We start from the raw sequence: 15,501 nt of genomic DNA on the forward strand, positions 1-15,501 counted from the left end.
AAAATCTTAAAATACCATTTTTCGCGAACCATCACACCGATGGATTCAGGTTCTTATTTAAAGTTTATCAAGGAAATAATGATTTTTACGCTGGAATCTCCGGAACGGATTTAATTTATTTACAACATCCAATAACATTCTTAATACCCTTTCAGGTACTCTTTTTAATATAATCACAAAATAAATACCCGAAAGGGTATCGAATAATTGAATATAAGTCAATATATCTTCCCCACTTAAAGGGTATTCATTTTCCCGCAAAGAATCGATCTCTAAAACCAATCATCTTACAGCAACAATTTCCATCAAGGTGGATTTACGACAACGACGTACGCCGGGGATAATGATAATCTTCTTACGGTCGATTGGCTATTTCACATCCCGTTCTATCACATCAAACGGGATTTCACTTTACTTAATAGCAATCAGCGATTTAATAACCTCTTTCCTCATAAATCTTCCTTTATTTTAGGATAAAAAACTTTGTTTCCTAAATTACAGGAAGTTAGTATTATTTAACTCTTTCGGAGATTAGCAGACACATTCTCCGCATACTATGCAGCTAATATAGACATTAATCTCCGCAAACAATCACATTACAAGTTCATAATTAATGCTTCTTCCACCTTCATCTGTTTTTACGTAACACACCTTTTGTCATCAAATTCTGTATATCACGAAAGCCGTATCAGCAGAACATTTTGTAATCTTACCCCATTTAGAAGAGGTTAATTTTCCATCAAAACCATCCCAAAGCAAATTCACCATTCTTATTTGCCGTTCATTCATGGAGATTAACCGATACTTATCCCAGAAATCAGCTTTCTGTAAAACCGTACTGATTGATTTTACAGTATTGACCAATGCCGTTTCCAAACAATCAAGAAACCACTCAAGCCACCCTGTTATAGCCAAGCCTCCTTTTTGTGTTCTCTCCAATATCTCAATCTTCGTTTTCAATCTTCTTGCCATCTTAAGAACGGATTAATTCTCTGCTTCCATTTTTTACAGTTAGATTCATTTTAACTATCTCATACTCATCATTTCATTATAGGTAAAGTTGTTACATATCCCCTTTTTGCTAATCAAATTCGAACTAAATTTCTTATCATTTATTTGCAAATGTCTAAAAATTTTACGAATATTGCATACGATAATTGTGAATCAGAAGATTGAATACTTTTAATTCTCAAAACATTAACAATAAATACTACTTATTCAATATTAATATTTTAATTTCACTAGTAGGTCATTAAAGATAAATTCATATAGATTATGGTTTCAATTGCTATTTTCAACAACAAAGGTGGTGTCGGAAAAACCACACTTATTTGTAATCTTGCATCATATTTGAAAATGAAAGAGAATAAGAAAGTGTTAGTTATAGATGCAGATCCTCAGTGTAATGCTTCTATTTATGTAACAGATGAGAATGATTTAGAAAAAGTATACTCCAATACAAAAACAAAAACCATATATGATATTATAAGACCTTTACAGCGTGGTAGTGATTATATTGAAAGTAGTAATATACCTATTATTCATAACGAGTGGTTTGGGTTTGATATTATTCTCGGAGATACTCGATTGTCTTTAGCTGAAGATTTTTTAAGTTCAGACTGGATAGATGGACAAGGAGGGAATCCTAGAGGTCTAAAAACTACATTTCTCTTCAAGGATTTATTACAGAAGCTGGAAAGTATGTATGACTATATTTTCTTCGATGTAGGTCCCTCATTAGGGGCAATCAATCGTAGTGTTTTACTTTCTTGTGATTATTTTATTATACCTATGTCTTCTGATATATTTAGCTTAAAAGCTATTGATAACATATCAGAATCACTCAATAAATGGAAACAATTTGTAGATGATGGATTGAATAAGTATCAGAATTCTTTTGATAATGAACCATATACTATTGGAGGCAAAAATGTAAATGTTAAAATAAGTTTTCTAGGCTATATATATCAGCAATATGTAACAAAGACTACTAAAGAAGGAGTTAAGCGACCAGTAAAAGCATATGATAATATCATCAAGAAAATGAATAAAACGCTATCATCTAAATTAGAAAAATTTTACACACCATCTCTTTCCGAAGATGATTTACTTATAGGAGAAATACCTACACTTAATAGCTTAATTCCATTATCTCAAATTGCCCATAAGCCAATTTTTAATCTTACAGGAACTGATGGAGTGGTTGGTGCACATTTTTCAAAAGTGAAAGAATATGAAAGAGTTGTGAAATCTATTTCCGATAAAATTAAAAGAAATCTGAATGCTTATGAAATGGCCTAATCAATTAGTAAATTGTATAGCACGTAATAAAAGTGTCTTATTTCTGGGAGCAGGATTGTCTATGAATTCCACAGATAATTTTGGAACTCATCCTAAAGATTGGAAAGGCTTTCTCATAAGTGGGTCGAACACACTAGATAACCTTCGTGATAAGAAATTGATAAAAAAGGAGATAGAAAATGGAGATTATCTGCTTGCTTGTGAATTGTTAAAAAAATCATTAGGAGACAATGATTTTATAGAATTACTTAAAAATGAATTTGAACGTCCACATTTTCGTGAAGCTGAAATACATAAGGACATTTTTAAGCTAAATCAAAGAATAATTATAACACCAAACTTTGACAAAATTTATGATTCTTATGCTGCACATGAATCAAACGGAACAGTACATATAAAAAAATATGATGAAGAAGCTGATATTGCAGATGGTTTGAGAAGACATGATATGTTAGTTATAAAAATGCATGGTACCATAGACGCTCCTCAAAAAGTTATTTTTACACAAAAAGATTATGCTATTGCAAGAACTAACAATGCTAAATTTTATAAAATAATGGAAGCTTTACTAATGACGCATACATTCATTTTTATTGGTGCTGGCATTAATGATCCTGATGTTCGTTTGCTTCTTGAAAACTATTCAACTATGTTTCATACTACTATACCTCATTTTTTTATTACCACTAAAGAAAATATTAAAAATAAAGAGGATGTTTACTCCGAAATTTTCAATTTAAAGTTTTTAACTTACGACAACAGGGATTATCATAAGGAATTATCTGATTCTATTCATGCATTGGTAAATTTAGTGGAAGAAGAAAAAACAAAAATAGCTGCAAGCCAAAATTGGTAACCTTTAAGTATCATCATAGTTCTACTTCATCCATCCTAATCTTCGTCTAAGAAGTTTAATTGATATTTTCCCTTTTTACCTGCGTAAGCACAAACTCTCATTCACAGCCTTGATTGACTTTGACAGAGATATTAACACCGTGGATACCCCCCAATACGGAATAAAGGCTCATTTTCTCCATCCGAAAACCGTCACTCTCACAAGTTCAGGCAACTGTTTTTCGAACTACAGCCTAACCTAAAGAAACATTCCGTCTACCAACCAGGCATAAAAAACCAGTTGGCAGACGGGACAATTCTTTTATACAGTCATGCAAAGCTGTTGCTTTTTATTTATAAGCCGATTAAAAGTTTTCATTTACATAATACTACAAAACTCTAATTACTATCATCTACCTTACCAACACTAGTGCCGCTTCATTGACAATATCTTTCTAGCCGATATACCAGATGAATCCATCTCTCATTTAATATCCCCCGCAATACTCCACCACCCTCATCTTCCCCGCCAACACCAGCACCTCTTCACTAGTAATCCCCCCTTTACTGATATGCCCAGCCAGCGTACCTATCTTACCACAAACCTGAAAACAAATCAGGACAGACATCGCAATATGGTTTATAGAAGTTTGCGCACTCCGTTCAACAACTTCAGTCAAATGCAGCATACGGATAAACAAAACAGGAAACCTGAGTGGACAACGCAGACAGGCCATTACCGTTCTTTGTTGCATAAAGTCTACGTATGACTGCCGATCATGGACGATGACTTCTTCGATGAACTTCTGGTGTTTTTTAGGCAAGGTTGACCATACGGTAAATGCAATTTTGTAAATCTTTTCACGTAAATGGTTACGACCTTCCTTCGACATTTTATCAAGGCTACGGTTAAACTCGTTCACTTCCGGCACTTTTCCATTAAGGAATAATGCCTCTAATTTGTTTTGTTTCTTCATGATATATCCAATAGGCGTTAATAAATAATTGAGGGAAATCTAAAATAAAAGCAGGGAGACACAAAGTCTTTTTTATATGGTTAACACTTGTACCTCCCTTTTGCTCTCTATTTGGATAGGTTCAAATCTCTAAGCAAAAACTTACCAGGTTTAAACTTCACACTCCTACGGGCCGGTATCTTACAGGAAATGCCGGTACGAGGGTTGCGACCTGTACGTTCAGCCTGTTCCCAGGCTTTGAAAGTACCGAAACCCTGAAGTACTATTTCATCCTCTTTTACCCTCTCTGTCAGTATTGCCTGAAAAGTATTGATAAACTTACGGGACTGTTTCTGCGAAATACCCATTTTCTCTGCTAATTCGTTTACTAAATCTGCTTTGTTCATAATATGTTTTCTTTACGTGTTTAACTATATTCTTTCATCAATAGTTATCCCGGACACAACGAATATAATAGGGATTATTCGTGGTTAAATAATTGAATGTGCCATCGCTTAAGCGCAATAAACAAAATTTACCATTTCCACCATATATTGAGCTACTCCAATAGTAACTGCCGAAGAATGTACCAGAACCTTTAATACCCTCTATATATTCTTTATTCATATACATGGCATGTAACTCTATTTGAGTAGGTAAGCGCCAACCTGTGCCATCTTCATCCAATTTGGAACAATAACTCTTCGTATTTATTTGTGTTAAAACACTAGGGTTCTGGCTTTTTTGTACTTGTATAGAATAAGAACCGTTCATTGTAGGCGACTCTGATAAATTAACTGTTACGCCATGAGATTCAGCCATATCTGTTCCACCTGCATCAAAAGGAGGATATAGTTTCCAATTGCCCCCATCTTTAGTCATCTGAGTATAATAACTTCTCAATACTTGCTGATTAATTGTAACAGTAATCTTTGTTAAATCTCCTGCTTGATTAACCTTTACTGTTTTTGAATGATCACCACCGGTTACAGCAATAGTAAATGTTGCAGAACGGGCACTCCCCATATTTTCAGTTGCATTAAATGTTAATACTTGCTCCGAACCGTCTGCAATAGAAGAGTCGATCGAGGGAGTGATAGCGTTTGTTCCGCCAGCTGGACTGACTGTCCAAGGTAGACCGTAGGTTCCCTTTACCTTTACACTACCTGAAGTCGCATCCTTTTCTAAAGACAGTTCAGTTTCAGACACCGTAAATGTGGAGCCCGATTGTTTAACTGCCACTTTATTTTCTATATTTCCTGCTTTCACTGTTATATCGCCCGATATTTCTGTGCTATTGAGATTCACCTCGCTTGTTTTATATCCCAGATTCTGTTCGTTTCCATTCATTGTTTCCGGAATAGTACCGGTCAGTGTCAGCCAATCAGGCTTGGTAATAGAAAAAGATAATCCCGAAGTTCCTTTAAAAGAGAGTGTTCCGGCAGCGTCCTTTGTTGCAGCCAACGTTGTGGGACTGGCAGATACTGTCAGTGCAGAGGCTTTCTGATTCACCTTTATTGTTCCGGTTGGTCCGCCAATTTCATCCCCGGCACGAACAACTATCTCGCCGCTTCGCGCAGAAGAAAAGGGATTGACAGCGATATTAAAAGTCACATTCTGTGCTTTTCCCGTTGTTTGAGAACCTGAGGTCGCACCAACCAATGTAATCCAGTCACCTTCCGTTACCTTTGCCACCCAGTCCAAACCAGATGTAGCGACAAACGACGATGTTTGATTATTAGCTGCTTCCGGATTTACTTCCATGCTCGAACCTTCTACCCTGGAACCTGCTTGCTTTACCACTATTTCCTCTTTCAAGCCTGTATAACCTATCTCAGCTATCGATGTACCGGCACTCACTGTTATCTTTCCACTCCGTTCCGAAGCCAAGGGGTTACTGGCTGTCGCTTTTATTTTCAAAGCCTGCTCAGTCCCCGTGGCTTCATCTCCTGAAAAAGCAGGATTATCGTCTGCCCAATTCCACCAATTCTCCCCGCTTAAGGCAGCCAGCCATGGTAAACCTTTTGTAGTAGTAAAGGAAGAAGCCCCTTCCGAACCCTCTGCCGCGCCTAAAGAGATAACATCACTCCCTTTAGACAAGGCGGATCCTTCCTGCGTAATGGTTATCTCCTGATTCTCTCCGTTCACATTTACAGAAAAAGTCACACTCCTGTCTTCGGCTTTCGGATTGGCAGACACCGACTGGAAAGTAACCATAGCAGGCCCCTGATGGCTTACTGTTACCCCAGTTCCGGCAGCCACACCTCCTATCATTGCCGACAACCATTCTTCCAAATCGAAAGACCACGCCTGCCCCGGACGGGCGGTGATCTGTACCTCTTTCATTCCACCTTTTTCCGCCGGCATCTTTCCCGGATCGACCTCTATTGGCGGTATCTCATTTACCGTAATACGTTCATCGGAAATATCTATACCGACCAACGTCACCTTCATTACATAATGGTAGTTACGCTCGATATTGTAATTATTCATTCCATCACCCGGATAAAAACGGAATACAACATTGTTATATGTCACTCCCCCCTGCACAGCCGTACCCGTCAATTCGATATAAGTAGCATTTGTCACCCCCATACCGATCTTCTTCTTTTCTGAGTCGATTGCGTTCCCATCACTGACAATACCCGCCATATTCTCCGGTAGATACCAATACATGGTAGCACCGTCTCTATCCGCTATTCCGGTATAATCTGTATATGTCATACCTACCAATTGGTTTTCAGGCACATCAACCTGCATTTTCTGCGGAACCGAGTTCAATGTCACAGTATTAGGAGTAAAAGTAAACCCCTCTCCGGCGATCGAATAAGTAAACGATATCTTAGCCACCATACGGGATAAATTCACCCTGATATCCTTTACTCCCCCTTCTTGTACTACTCCGCTCCACATCCCTGTCATTCCACACAGATTACTTTGGGGCAATCCGGTTTCGGTCGAAACATAAGTCAACAGCAACTTTTTCAAAGCAGTTTCGGTTGCTACCTCTCCCTGGTCACCCATATTAGCAATGAACCACACATGAGATTCTGAACCTTCTCTATCATGTTTCAATTTAATATTAAGTGTATTGCCTGTTAATGAAGAAATATATTTAGCATACAAAAGCTTACCGCCAACATATTGCCCCACCCAGACACTGGCAATCTTACTTTCCTGTGCCTCTTCCAGCGGAGTAGCTGCACGAGTACCGATCGAATCCGATTCCATAGTGCCATCGGCAGTAAACAGTATGCTGCGGGTTACCGGTATATGGTTTGCCAGGACATTCAGATTAAAACCGGCATCCACTTCTTTCAGCGTAGGCAAAAGAATATCATCATCCACGTCTGCCTGTGTACAACCGACTATCCAAAGTAAAACCAAACAGCCAAACAGGCGAATCCAATGTTTGTTCCTTATTTCACTTATTTGTTTCATTATATCCTGTTTTATTCTATTGTCATTTTATATCCACAATTATTGACCACCGCCAACTTCCCCATCAGTCCATACAATTTCTTTCCAGCTTGCCACAACAAACGAAGTTCCTATTCCTTCATTGATATCCGGGTCGGGATAGGGTTCGTCCGGAGCTCCTACATTCGCATCTGTAAAGAAGATTGTCTCCTTCCAATCCAGTACTGTCATGAGCAGGGAGCTTTCGTTGTTCTTCACCTCCAGGGTGAAAACATATCGTTTACCTTCATCGAAAGATATATTTTTATCGATCGTTGCTTTCAACGTCGCCGTTTTATCATCCCTTTGTACTTCGATCTCCACATCAAAAGGTTCCGTATTTTTAGGAAGAAGTATTCCTTTTGTCTTGTTCAAACCCAGATTATCGGCATCAGACTCCACGGGTTCAAATTCTTCCGAAGCAAATACCACTTCTGTTTTATCTTCGGCTTCGCCACCGGTGCATGGAATACCGGTATCTTCACCTACTATAAGAGCTGCACCGGACGAGGATATTTTACTTATGGTCAACCCGGTTGCATACAGTCGGGTGAAAGGGATCACATTCTCTTTGGACGGAGCTACATTGAATACTACTAATGCACATTTACGACTGAAAGTCGCCAAAGTTACCAGACGCGAACTTGCCGATATAGTTACGCCACGGACAAAAGATGTCATTACATCCTCTTTATGAGGAATATCTGTTATCTTATACGTTCCATCAATACTTTTTGCCAGTTTCCTTGCCGGAGAAACAGCATAAAAATCATACACTCCTCCCCTGACAACCATGCCTTCGGCTTTGCCATCGACCGGTTTTCCCGTATCGTCTACCGAACAAAGTGCCAACGAACCGTCGGCCATGACCTTATAGGTAGCTTCAACGGTGGGAGTCGTCGTAGAAAACGGAACGGGAGAAGCCTCTACCCCTATGCTACTCCTGTAATAAGCAACAATCCGTACAGTTGAACCTTCCGGCAACGGAGTCGGAGCCGGCACTTCTGTGTCTTCTGCACGCGTCAGCACAGCGGGTATCCCCAGGTCGGGTTTAACGAATCCGACCTCTACCAACCGGGCTTCCTCCGGTACAATATCTTCTACCATACCGCAGGCACATCCTGTAAGCAGTCCGGTCAACAAGAGTTCTAGCAAAAATAATCGTGTCAACATCCGTTTCATTTTCTCATTTATTATTCGACAGGAATATCCACTGAACCGCCATCGTTCCAACCGGCCACTTTCACATCTGCTATCTCGATCCCTTGCGGCGACATACGGATATTATAGATGTAGTTGTATCCTTTTTCCCAACTGGCGGTAAATGTTCCAGGAACGTCACTGTCGGCTCCCGGAACCATATAAAACGTACGACCGTCATCGAGTGTCAGCTCCAGGGAGATACCTACATCGCTGACAGGAATAACCAGACCAAAAGCCTGTACCGGAACTTCCGACGTTTCTTCTGTTCCGGTTCCTACCACACGCTTATCACCTCCGGCCGTAAATTGCAACTGATCGACAGGCATTATTGCTCCCGTTGTTTCACCCGTTGCCAGATTCAATTGGGCAACAACAGACTTTTTGAATCCTCCTTTACTTTTCAATACGATTTTAGCCACCCGGCAACCGGCAAAAGAAGAACCTGCATTAACTTCCAGTACACGGAAACTCACTTTTGCCAATGCATGATTCATCGTCAAAGAAACCTCCGGATGCCAGCGGTCTACCTGATCCGCAGCCGTGCAATAGAGGTAATCCTCCTGGTCGGTTTCCCATTGCACATCCGTTGCTGCATTTACCGTTGCGCTACCGTCAGAAAAGTAGAACTTCTGCTCGTCCAACACCTTTATACCATTCATTAAAAGAGCTTTCGGAATGCCTGCGAGCGAAACACTCTTTTCTGCCGGAGCATAGCCATAAACTGTCCCTTTCTCCGAATACAAAAGAAGCGTTTCCTCTCCTTCTGCCAGTTCCCAGAGAGGAGGACTCCCTGCCGGATTGTATACGAACTGCTGGCTACCGACAGCATTGTTGTATAAAATCTCCGTACCACTACTATTCTGTTTCGTCACGCAAATGCCTATCCCGGTCAGCGGGTTCGGGTTCCTATTCGTTTCCCCGGGGCCGCCCGTCACGACACTTCTCGACTCTACCTCCATCCACATGCCCAGATTCTTCACTCGAAAAGGAACACCCTCTTCCGGCTCGTCGCCACCAGACCCCGGCAAAACGATCTCTGCCTCTGTACACGCAGCACACAGTAACAAAAACACAGTCACTAATCGGTATAAGAATGGTTTCATGGGATTTGTCTTTTTTATTATTAATGTATTACAATGAAATATCCGGTTGTTCGTCTTCCACCCAGTCTTCCACAGTTACATCCATCACTGTCAACTTATTACGGCCGGCAGAGAACGTATAGATGCAGTTAGAGCCCGCCGTCCATTCATGAGCCGGCAGAGTGACCGTATATTCGACTGGCGTATTAGTACTTTCCTGGAGGGTTATCACTACATCGATTTCATTATCACCAAAACCAGCTATCGGATAGACGATTGCACTGACTTTTTTAGATACGGCCTGTCCGGTAGTAGTCTTATCCTCGATAAATGCTTTGTCGCTTTGCTCTCCCTCCTTGATCTGCCTCATCAGGACGTAATTCGTAATTGTACGGCTAAGTGCTCCGGTAGTTGAATTATCGCTTATTGCACCATCTGCCAACGCCATCTTGCCGGTTCCGGTTTTAAAAAGATTGGAGCTATTCTGATGGTTCTTGATTTCAAACTTCGTAAAATTCACATCATTATCACTCAGGTTGCCACCGTCATACACACGGAAAGATACCATCGCCATAGCATGCTTCATGGCCAGGTTGATCAGGTAACCAGGGTTATTTTCATCGGTATTATTCGAACCACTCTCCGGATCGAAAGGTATCTGTCCTTTGGCACGTCCGTTGTTTACATTCCGACCACCCTCCGTCCCATCAAAATACAGGTAGTCTTTTTCGGTTGTCAAAGACAGGCTCATCCCCTTGTTTTTATTGGCTGACCATGAAGTGGCATTCCAGATTTTATTCGCATTATTTGCCGAAGCATCCATCTCTCCGCTGGTAATAACTGTGACCGGGATTTTAAGATCGGATTCACTGCTTATGCCTGACAGGCTACTCAGGGCATTTTCATCATACGGATAATAAGCATATACCTTGCCTATCATTTCTTTCAGATAATAAGGTTTTTCATTCTTGGGTTCATAACTAAGACCTTTCTCGGTAATCGAAATCCAGTTCTCACCTTTTGCGTCTCCCATATACCATACATGATGGCCGGTATAGCCTGAACTCGATGCATCGGGAGAGTACCAGCCATTCACCGTATTGTTAGTCACCACTACGCCCAATCCCGGAGCATTATTATAATCTGTATAGGTAATCGCACTGCCGCTTACAACCGATTTGGTTGCTGCTTTCGTTCCGGCTTCCACTTTCAGGTTCGGGTTGATACCCAGTGCCACCTGGCCGTCACCCGGTTCCGGATCTATTCCTGTCTCTGTTTCCGTACAGCTAAACGCTGTCACAAGGGCTATCAGCATGGCCCAATTTGTCATAATCGTTTTCATTTTCATTCGTTTTAAAAGTTTTATTTCCTGTTTATTCATTCATATTTTATCATATCGGCATCTCTCCTTGTTCTTGTTCCGTCCACGCCTCCACACTGACATGCATGGCTTGTATGTTACCTGCTCCGGTGAAAAGGAGCGAGACGATATGGCTTTTGCCGATCTGAAAACCGCCCTCTATCCGGATGAAAACATCCGAGATGGTTTCTTTCAGGTTGCCATTGCCGTCTTTCGTCGTCGTAATCCGAAGATGGAGCGGATGAGCCGCCGTCCCGTCCACCGAAAATACCGGAAGAAGGAGATAGCCTTGTGCCTCGGGGGACGATCCGTCGGAGACGACCTGCGGGATTAGCAGACCGGCAATATCCTGTACCGGGAGGTTCTTTATATCTTCCGCCACAGATATATCCGCCAGACGGGGCGTTTCCGCTGACAAATCCAGTTCCTGACGGGTATGTACATCTGCCGCCTCGATCGTTTGTATCGTTCCCCATGCATCGGCTCGGTCACTGTAACAGACCAGGCGGACCTGAGTCAGCAAATGACGGAACGTACAGGTCGTCACCGGAACAAAACCATTTCCCTCGAGGATTCCCGTTGCCATGATATCCGTCGTTCCGTCTATGCGAAAAGTTACTTTGCCCGTTCCTGCATCGGCTGTCGGCTCACCCTCCGCCGGATAATAACCGTGCAGGCGGATATGACGGCCATCCTCCGGGTACGACTGCGACTCGGCAAATACAATCGGGCGGTTCCCCCTTCCACCCTGACGCACAGCCTCGTGTACAGCCCACCCACTGTATGTATCCGTTGAAACCGCCGATTCATCCTGACGGGCAAAGCTAACCTTCAGCTCCTGTTCATAGCCCGAGCCGATTATCCCGCGCGTCGACGCTCCGATCGCACCTTCCAGGCAAATCGCCGTTTCCGGGACCGGAGGCGGTGTAGGATTGCTGTCCGAACAGGCGGTAAGGCCCCTAAGGCAGACAAAGGTTGTTATTACTATGAGTTTATTCATTTTGTTAATATTCATTATGGCACGCAGATGACCCATATCTTGACGGATTTACACAGATCATATATTTAAATCAGCGGTCATCTGTCTGATTTGCGTTATCTGTGTACCATTATTGACTTTGTTAATTTCCCGGAACGATCACTGAACTGCCACCACTACCCGGCTGCCACGGGGCAATGCCGGATTCTACCGCTATTTTACCGTCCTCCGTAAAGGTGAGCGTGATCAGATGCGAATAGCCAGCTTTCACCCCTTCACTGATATTCGAGACTGCAACGTTCAAGGTTTTCGCATTCCCGTCATACGTTCCTTTCACTTCCAAACTGATTGGCAACTCTTCTGTTCCCATATTGGTCGTCGGGTAAAGCATCAGATAACCGGTCGGCGGGGTTTCAGCATCCAAAGCAGAGACCGTAGACGGACAGTTTTTTACTGTTAGCGTTTGGTCGGCCGTACCCGTGACTGTCAATTTGGCTCCGCTTGTTTTATCCAGCGATAGCTTCAATCCCATGGCTACATTTTTTACTTTAATGGAAGCGACCGCCGTCCATTTGCCGATCGCACCAGCTGAACCCACACATTTGAACTGCAACTGGGTTAGTAGGTGGCTAAAAGTAAAAGTCTCGAACTTATCGACCAGCGAACCGGTCTGCACATCTGTCGCCATGATATCCTCGTCGCCCGCTATAGTGTAAGTGACGCTGGCAGGGTTAGTGGTTCCGCTCAGTTCCTTGCGGGGATAATAGCCCATTAGGACAGACTCGCCTTCTTCCGCCAGATAGGTTTGTTCCGGCTCAAAAGTCAGCGCCGTATTACCCACACCACCTGTACGGACTGCATCGATAGAGGCCCACGCAGCACCCGTTGTACCGGGGTTATCCAAACGGGCAAACGATACTTCCAGATCAGCCATATAACCACTGCCGATCACCGCACGGGTAGACTCCGTTATTCCGGCATTCACCTCTATCGCTTCATCCGTCACCGGCTCTTCCGTGTTGGTGCAACTGTTTAAGAAAGCTGTTGCCAACAGACTCATGATCAATAATTTTCCTCTTTCCATATTATACCAGTGTTTTATCGTTATTACTGCTATTACTATCGTCTTCATTTCGTTTCAGGGAGTCACCACACCCGAACCGCTGCTACCCGGTTTCCACTCTTTCAGTGTGATCGTCAAACCGGACATTTCATCATAGCGGACAACTAGGTCCAGTATCACATGTGTCGTAACTCCGACGGTAAATGCCTCTTTCACCTCCTCGGTGATATCCGTGGATGAAGTAATTTCCTTTCCGTCTGCCAGTGTCATCGTTAGGGTCAGGTCGACCGCTTCACCGCTTTCCTTACCCGGGGACAATCCGAACAGGTTTAAGGTAGAAGTATAAATGCCAGGTCCGGTCTCTTCCGGCTCGAACGTCATAAAGGCCCGCATATCGAATAGCGGCCTGCCGGAAGGTATATGAACCCGTGACGAAACACCGGTCAACCTTCCCGACAAGACCGCAGGAACGACATCACCCTTATCCCCTCCTATGACTTTTATATTCATTTCCAATGTACGGACAAGATTCACCGCAGACAATTCCTTTGCCACGACTTCTCTTCCACCCACTTCGATCAGGTCTAAACCTGCCCCATACAGGTTACCAGGGCAGGCTATCTGCACCGATGAAGATTTCAGGGAAGAAAGCCGCTGAGCCCTTCCGCAGGCTTCCTCATAACCCTTCTCCATTTCAAGCGTGACACCCATACAGCCCCTGTTGCAAACCGCCACCCGGTAACAGCCTGAAGGCAGCGTACCTTCGTACCCCGAAACGTCACCCGTACGGATAAGCGGACTGTCAGAACCTTCCAGATAAAAATACCATGTCATATTATCCGGGCAACCACTGTTTTGTTTACGAAGCAGTAAACGTACTTTTCCGTTCTTCTCCCAATCCTCGTCCGTCATACGGTATGAGCAAGACAAGACCGCCACGGTCCATACGGCATATATTATCCAACTCATCAGTTGTATTATACGATATTTCTTATTTCTTTTATTCCTTTCCATCTTCCTATCTGATTTGAAAACGGTACGACAAACTGATCCGAAGTCCCAACATAAATCCCGTCGAGGCAAAACGGGTTTCCAAATAATTTCGGTCATCCGGCGCGTCATAGCGGTATTTCTTCCCGTCGAAGACCGAACGGTAACCGGCACGTACACTCAGCCCCATCCCCAAACCTCCGGCCAGGGAGAAACGGTAACCCGTTGACAGGCCTGCCGACCAGAAACAACCCGTCCGGCCGTAAAGTATATCCTCAGACCTATCGATCGCGCTGCCACGTACATCGAAGTCACCGTACTCGGCAAACAGGCCGGTATGCAGACCGGTAAACCTTCCCGAAGGGGATAGCCAGAATCTTGGTTCAAGGGATATTTCAGAGACAGACCAGCTATCGCGTAGCTTGTCTTTATAGGCAAAGTCGGAATACATGGCCGACAAGGCTACCGACCAACTACCGGCAAAACAACACTCCACTTCCAGGTTCGGCATAAATGCACCAGTTTCTATTTTCGTTTCACCGGTTCCTAAACGGATCGATGGGACTACACCGCACCAGGGAAGAAGGTTTGTTTTTACGGCCAGATATACAGGACTCGGTTCCATCGAAGTTTGTACTTTTTTCTCTGCTTGCAATCCGGTTTTCTCGGGAACAACCGTTTTTCCGATTATCTTTTTATGTTTTGTCACCTTTCGCACAGTTTCCCTCGTTGTTACGGTAGTTGCTAAAGCGATGTCCTGTTCTTCTTTCCGTTTACTACGGCGTACCGTATCCGTTACGGAAGCCAAACGGTAATCTTCCAGTTCCGTACGGTCGAAAAGAGGATCGTCGATACGGTACACTTCACGGTCGTAACCTCCTGTCTCGCCACGACGGTACAGGTCTACATAAGGGACTGCACCATACTCACCGATGGCAGCCTCTACCGCTACCGGGTAACGGCTTTCACTATAATGAATCGAGATGTTTGCAAACCACGGAAGTGGTTTATATATCTTATAGACATGTACCTGATCGCGATAGTTTCCGCTACGGTCAATGTAAAAGGCGACACAATCATGGGGAATATCAAAACGGGTTTTCAGATAGGCACGGATACGTCCGGCCCGTAGTGAGGCTTCGTTCACAACCTCTTTATCTTCGTATTCATAGGCATTCACATGCGAGACGATCAACAAATGGCAATCACCTTTTAGGATTTGGTCACGGGACACGTCGAGTAAACCGCCCATCCGTTCCAGTTGATAAGCGTTG

Annotated in this window: 13 protein-coding genes; 2 read left to right on the forward strand and 11 right to left on the reverse strand. The window is 43.2% G+C overall.

Going from position 1 to position 15,501, the window contains the following annotated elements:
- Positions 1-660 precede the first annotated feature (660 nt).
- Positions 661-972 carry a hypothetical protein gene (locus tag DXD68_RS23760; RefSeq protein WP_233576974.1) on the reverse strand — a complete coding sequence of 104 codons (312 nt, stop codon included), beginning with the start codon at positions 970-972 and terminating at the stop codon, positions 661-663.
- Between the two features lie 303 nt (positions 973-1,275).
- Between DXD68_RS23760 and DXD68_RS23765 the strand changes: the two genes are divergently transcribed.
- Together DXD68_RS23765 and DXD68_RS23770 are read left to right on the forward strand one after the other, a co-directional pair.
- A complete protein-coding gene (locus tag DXD68_RS23765) occupies positions 1,276-2,301 on the forward strand; it encodes a ParA family protein (RefSeq protein WP_122360233.1) in 1,026 nt (341 codons plus the stop codon).
- Complete coding sequence (locus DXD68_RS23770) at positions 2,288-3,157, forward strand: SIR2 family protein (protein WP_158585849.1); 870 nt, start codon at positions 2,288-2,290, stop codon at positions 3,155-3,157. Before DXD68_RS23765 ends, DXD68_RS23770 begins: the two co-directional genes overlap by 14 nt.
- Positions 3,158-3,623: 466 nt before the next feature.
- Here DXD68_RS23770 and DXD68_RS23775 read toward each other — a convergent pair whose 3' ends face one another.
- The 10 genes from DXD68_RS23775 to DXD68_RS23820 all read right to left on the reverse strand — a co-directional run.
- Positions 3,624-4,112: a hypothetical protein gene (locus tag DXD68_RS23775; RefSeq protein WP_122360235.1), complete on the reverse strand. Its 489-nt coding sequence runs from the start codon at positions 4,110-4,112 to the stop codon at positions 3,624-3,626.
- A 107-nt stretch (positions 4,113-4,219) separates the two neighbouring features.
- Complete coding sequence (locus DXD68_RS23780) at positions 4,220-4,498, reverse strand: HU family DNA-binding protein (protein ID WP_046146950.1); 279 nt, start codon at positions 4,496-4,498, stop codon at positions 4,220-4,222.
- Positions 4,499-4,535: 37 nt separating this feature from the next.
- Positions 4,536-7,532: a BACON domain-containing protein gene (locus DXD68_RS23785; protein WP_122360236.1), complete on the reverse strand. Its 2,997-nt coding sequence runs from the start codon at positions 7,530-7,532 to the stop codon at positions 4,536-4,538.
- A 39-nt stretch (positions 7,533-7,571) separates the two neighbouring features.
- Complete coding sequence (locus tag DXD68_RS23790; RefSeq protein ID WP_122360237.1) at positions 7,572-8,732, reverse strand: BF2992 family fimbrillin-A clan protein; 1,161 nt, start codon at positions 8,730-8,732, stop codon at positions 7,572-7,574.
- Between the two features lie 11 nt (positions 8,733-8,743).
- Complete coding sequence (locus DXD68_RS23795) at positions 8,744-9,856, reverse strand: fimbrillin family protein (protein WP_122360238.1); 1,113 nt, start codon at positions 9,854-9,856, stop codon at positions 8,744-8,746.
- Positions 9,857-9,884: 28 nt separating this feature from the next.
- The gene (locus DXD68_RS23800) at positions 9,885-11,177 is read right to left on the reverse strand and encodes a fimbrillin family protein (protein WP_122360510.1); all 1,293 of its coding nucleotides are present in this window, start codon (positions 11,175-11,177) and stop codon (positions 9,885-9,887) included.
- Positions 11,178-11,226: 49 nt separating this feature from the next.
- Positions 11,227-12,195 (reverse strand): fimbrillin family protein, encoded by a 969-nt coding sequence (locus tag DXD68_RS23805; RefSeq protein ID WP_122360511.1) that lies wholly within the window; start codon positions 12,193-12,195, stop codon positions 11,227-11,229.
- 121 nt (positions 12,196-12,316) lie between these two features.
- Positions 12,317-13,258, reverse strand: a complete 942-nt coding sequence (locus DXD68_RS23810) for a fimbrillin family protein (protein ID WP_122360239.1) — start codon at positions 13,256-13,258, stop codon at positions 12,317-12,319.
- Positions 13,259-13,312: 54 nt separating this feature from the next.
- On the reverse strand, positions 13,313-14,206 hold the full coding sequence (locus DXD68_RS23815) for a DUF5119 domain-containing protein (RefSeq protein ID WP_122360240.1): 894 nt from the start codon (positions 14,204-14,206) through the stop codon (positions 13,313-13,315).
- A 49-nt stretch (positions 14,207-14,255) separates the two neighbouring features.
- A partial coding sequence (locus tag DXD68_RS23820; RefSeq protein ID WP_122363912.1) for a DUF3575 domain-containing protein occupies positions 14,256-15,501 on the reverse strand: 1,246 nt, incomplete at its 5' end.

The organism is Parabacteroides sp. TM07-1AC, from assembly GCF_003480915.1.
GTDB classification, from domain to species: Bacteria; Bacteroidota; Bacteroidia; order Bacteroidales; family Tannerellaceae; genus Parabacteroides; species Parabacteroides chongii.

What these genes read in the sequence shown, in the direction of transcription:
- DXD68_RS23760 (WP_233576974.1), bottom strand. Translation starts at nt 972, where the DNA reads ATGGCAAGAAGATTGAAAACGAAGATTGAGATATTGGAGAGAACACAA.
- DXD68_RS23765 (WP_122360233.1), top strand. Translation starts at nt 1,276, where the DNA reads ATGGTTTCAATTGCTATTTTCAACAACAAAGGTGGTGTCGGAAAAACC.
- DXD68_RS23770 (WP_158585849.1), top strand. Translation starts at nt 2,288, where the DNA reads ATGAAATGGCCTAATCAATTAGTAAATTGTATAGCACGTAATAAAAGT.
- DXD68_RS23775 (WP_122360235.1), bottom strand. Translation starts at nt 4,112, where the DNA reads ATGAAGAAACAAAACAAATTAGAGGCATTATTCCTTAATGGAAAAGTG.
- DXD68_RS23780 (WP_046146950.1), bottom strand. Translation starts at nt 4,498, where the DNA reads ATGAACAAAGCAGATTTAGTAAACGAATTAGCAGAGAAAATGGGTATT.
- DXD68_RS23785 (WP_122360236.1), bottom strand. Translation starts at nt 7,532, where the DNA reads ATGAAACAAATAAGTGAAATAAGGAACAAACATTGGATTCGCCTGTTT.
- DXD68_RS23790 (WP_122360237.1), bottom strand. Translation starts at nt 8,732, where the DNA reads ATGAAACGGATGTTGACACGATTATTTTTGCTAGAACTCTTGTTGACC.
- DXD68_RS23795 (WP_122360238.1), bottom strand. Translation starts at nt 9,856, where the DNA reads ATGAAACCATTCTTATACCGATTAGTGACTGTGTTTTTGTTACTGTGT.
- DXD68_RS23800 (WP_122360510.1), bottom strand. Translation starts at nt 11,177, where the DNA reads ATGAAAACGATTATGACAAATTGGGCCATGCTGATAGCCCTTGTGACA.
- DXD68_RS23805 (WP_122360511.1), bottom strand. Translation starts at nt 12,195, where the DNA reads ATGAATAAACTCATAGTAATAACAACCTTTGTCTGCCTTAGGGGCCTT.
- DXD68_RS23810 (WP_122360239.1), bottom strand. Translation starts at nt 13,258, where the DNA reads ATGGAAAGAGGAAAATTATTGATCATGAGTCTGTTGGCAACAGCTTTC.
- DXD68_RS23815 (WP_122360240.1), bottom strand. Translation starts at nt 14,206, where the DNA reads ATGAGTTGGATAATATATGCCGTATGGACCGTGGCGGTCTTGTCTTGC.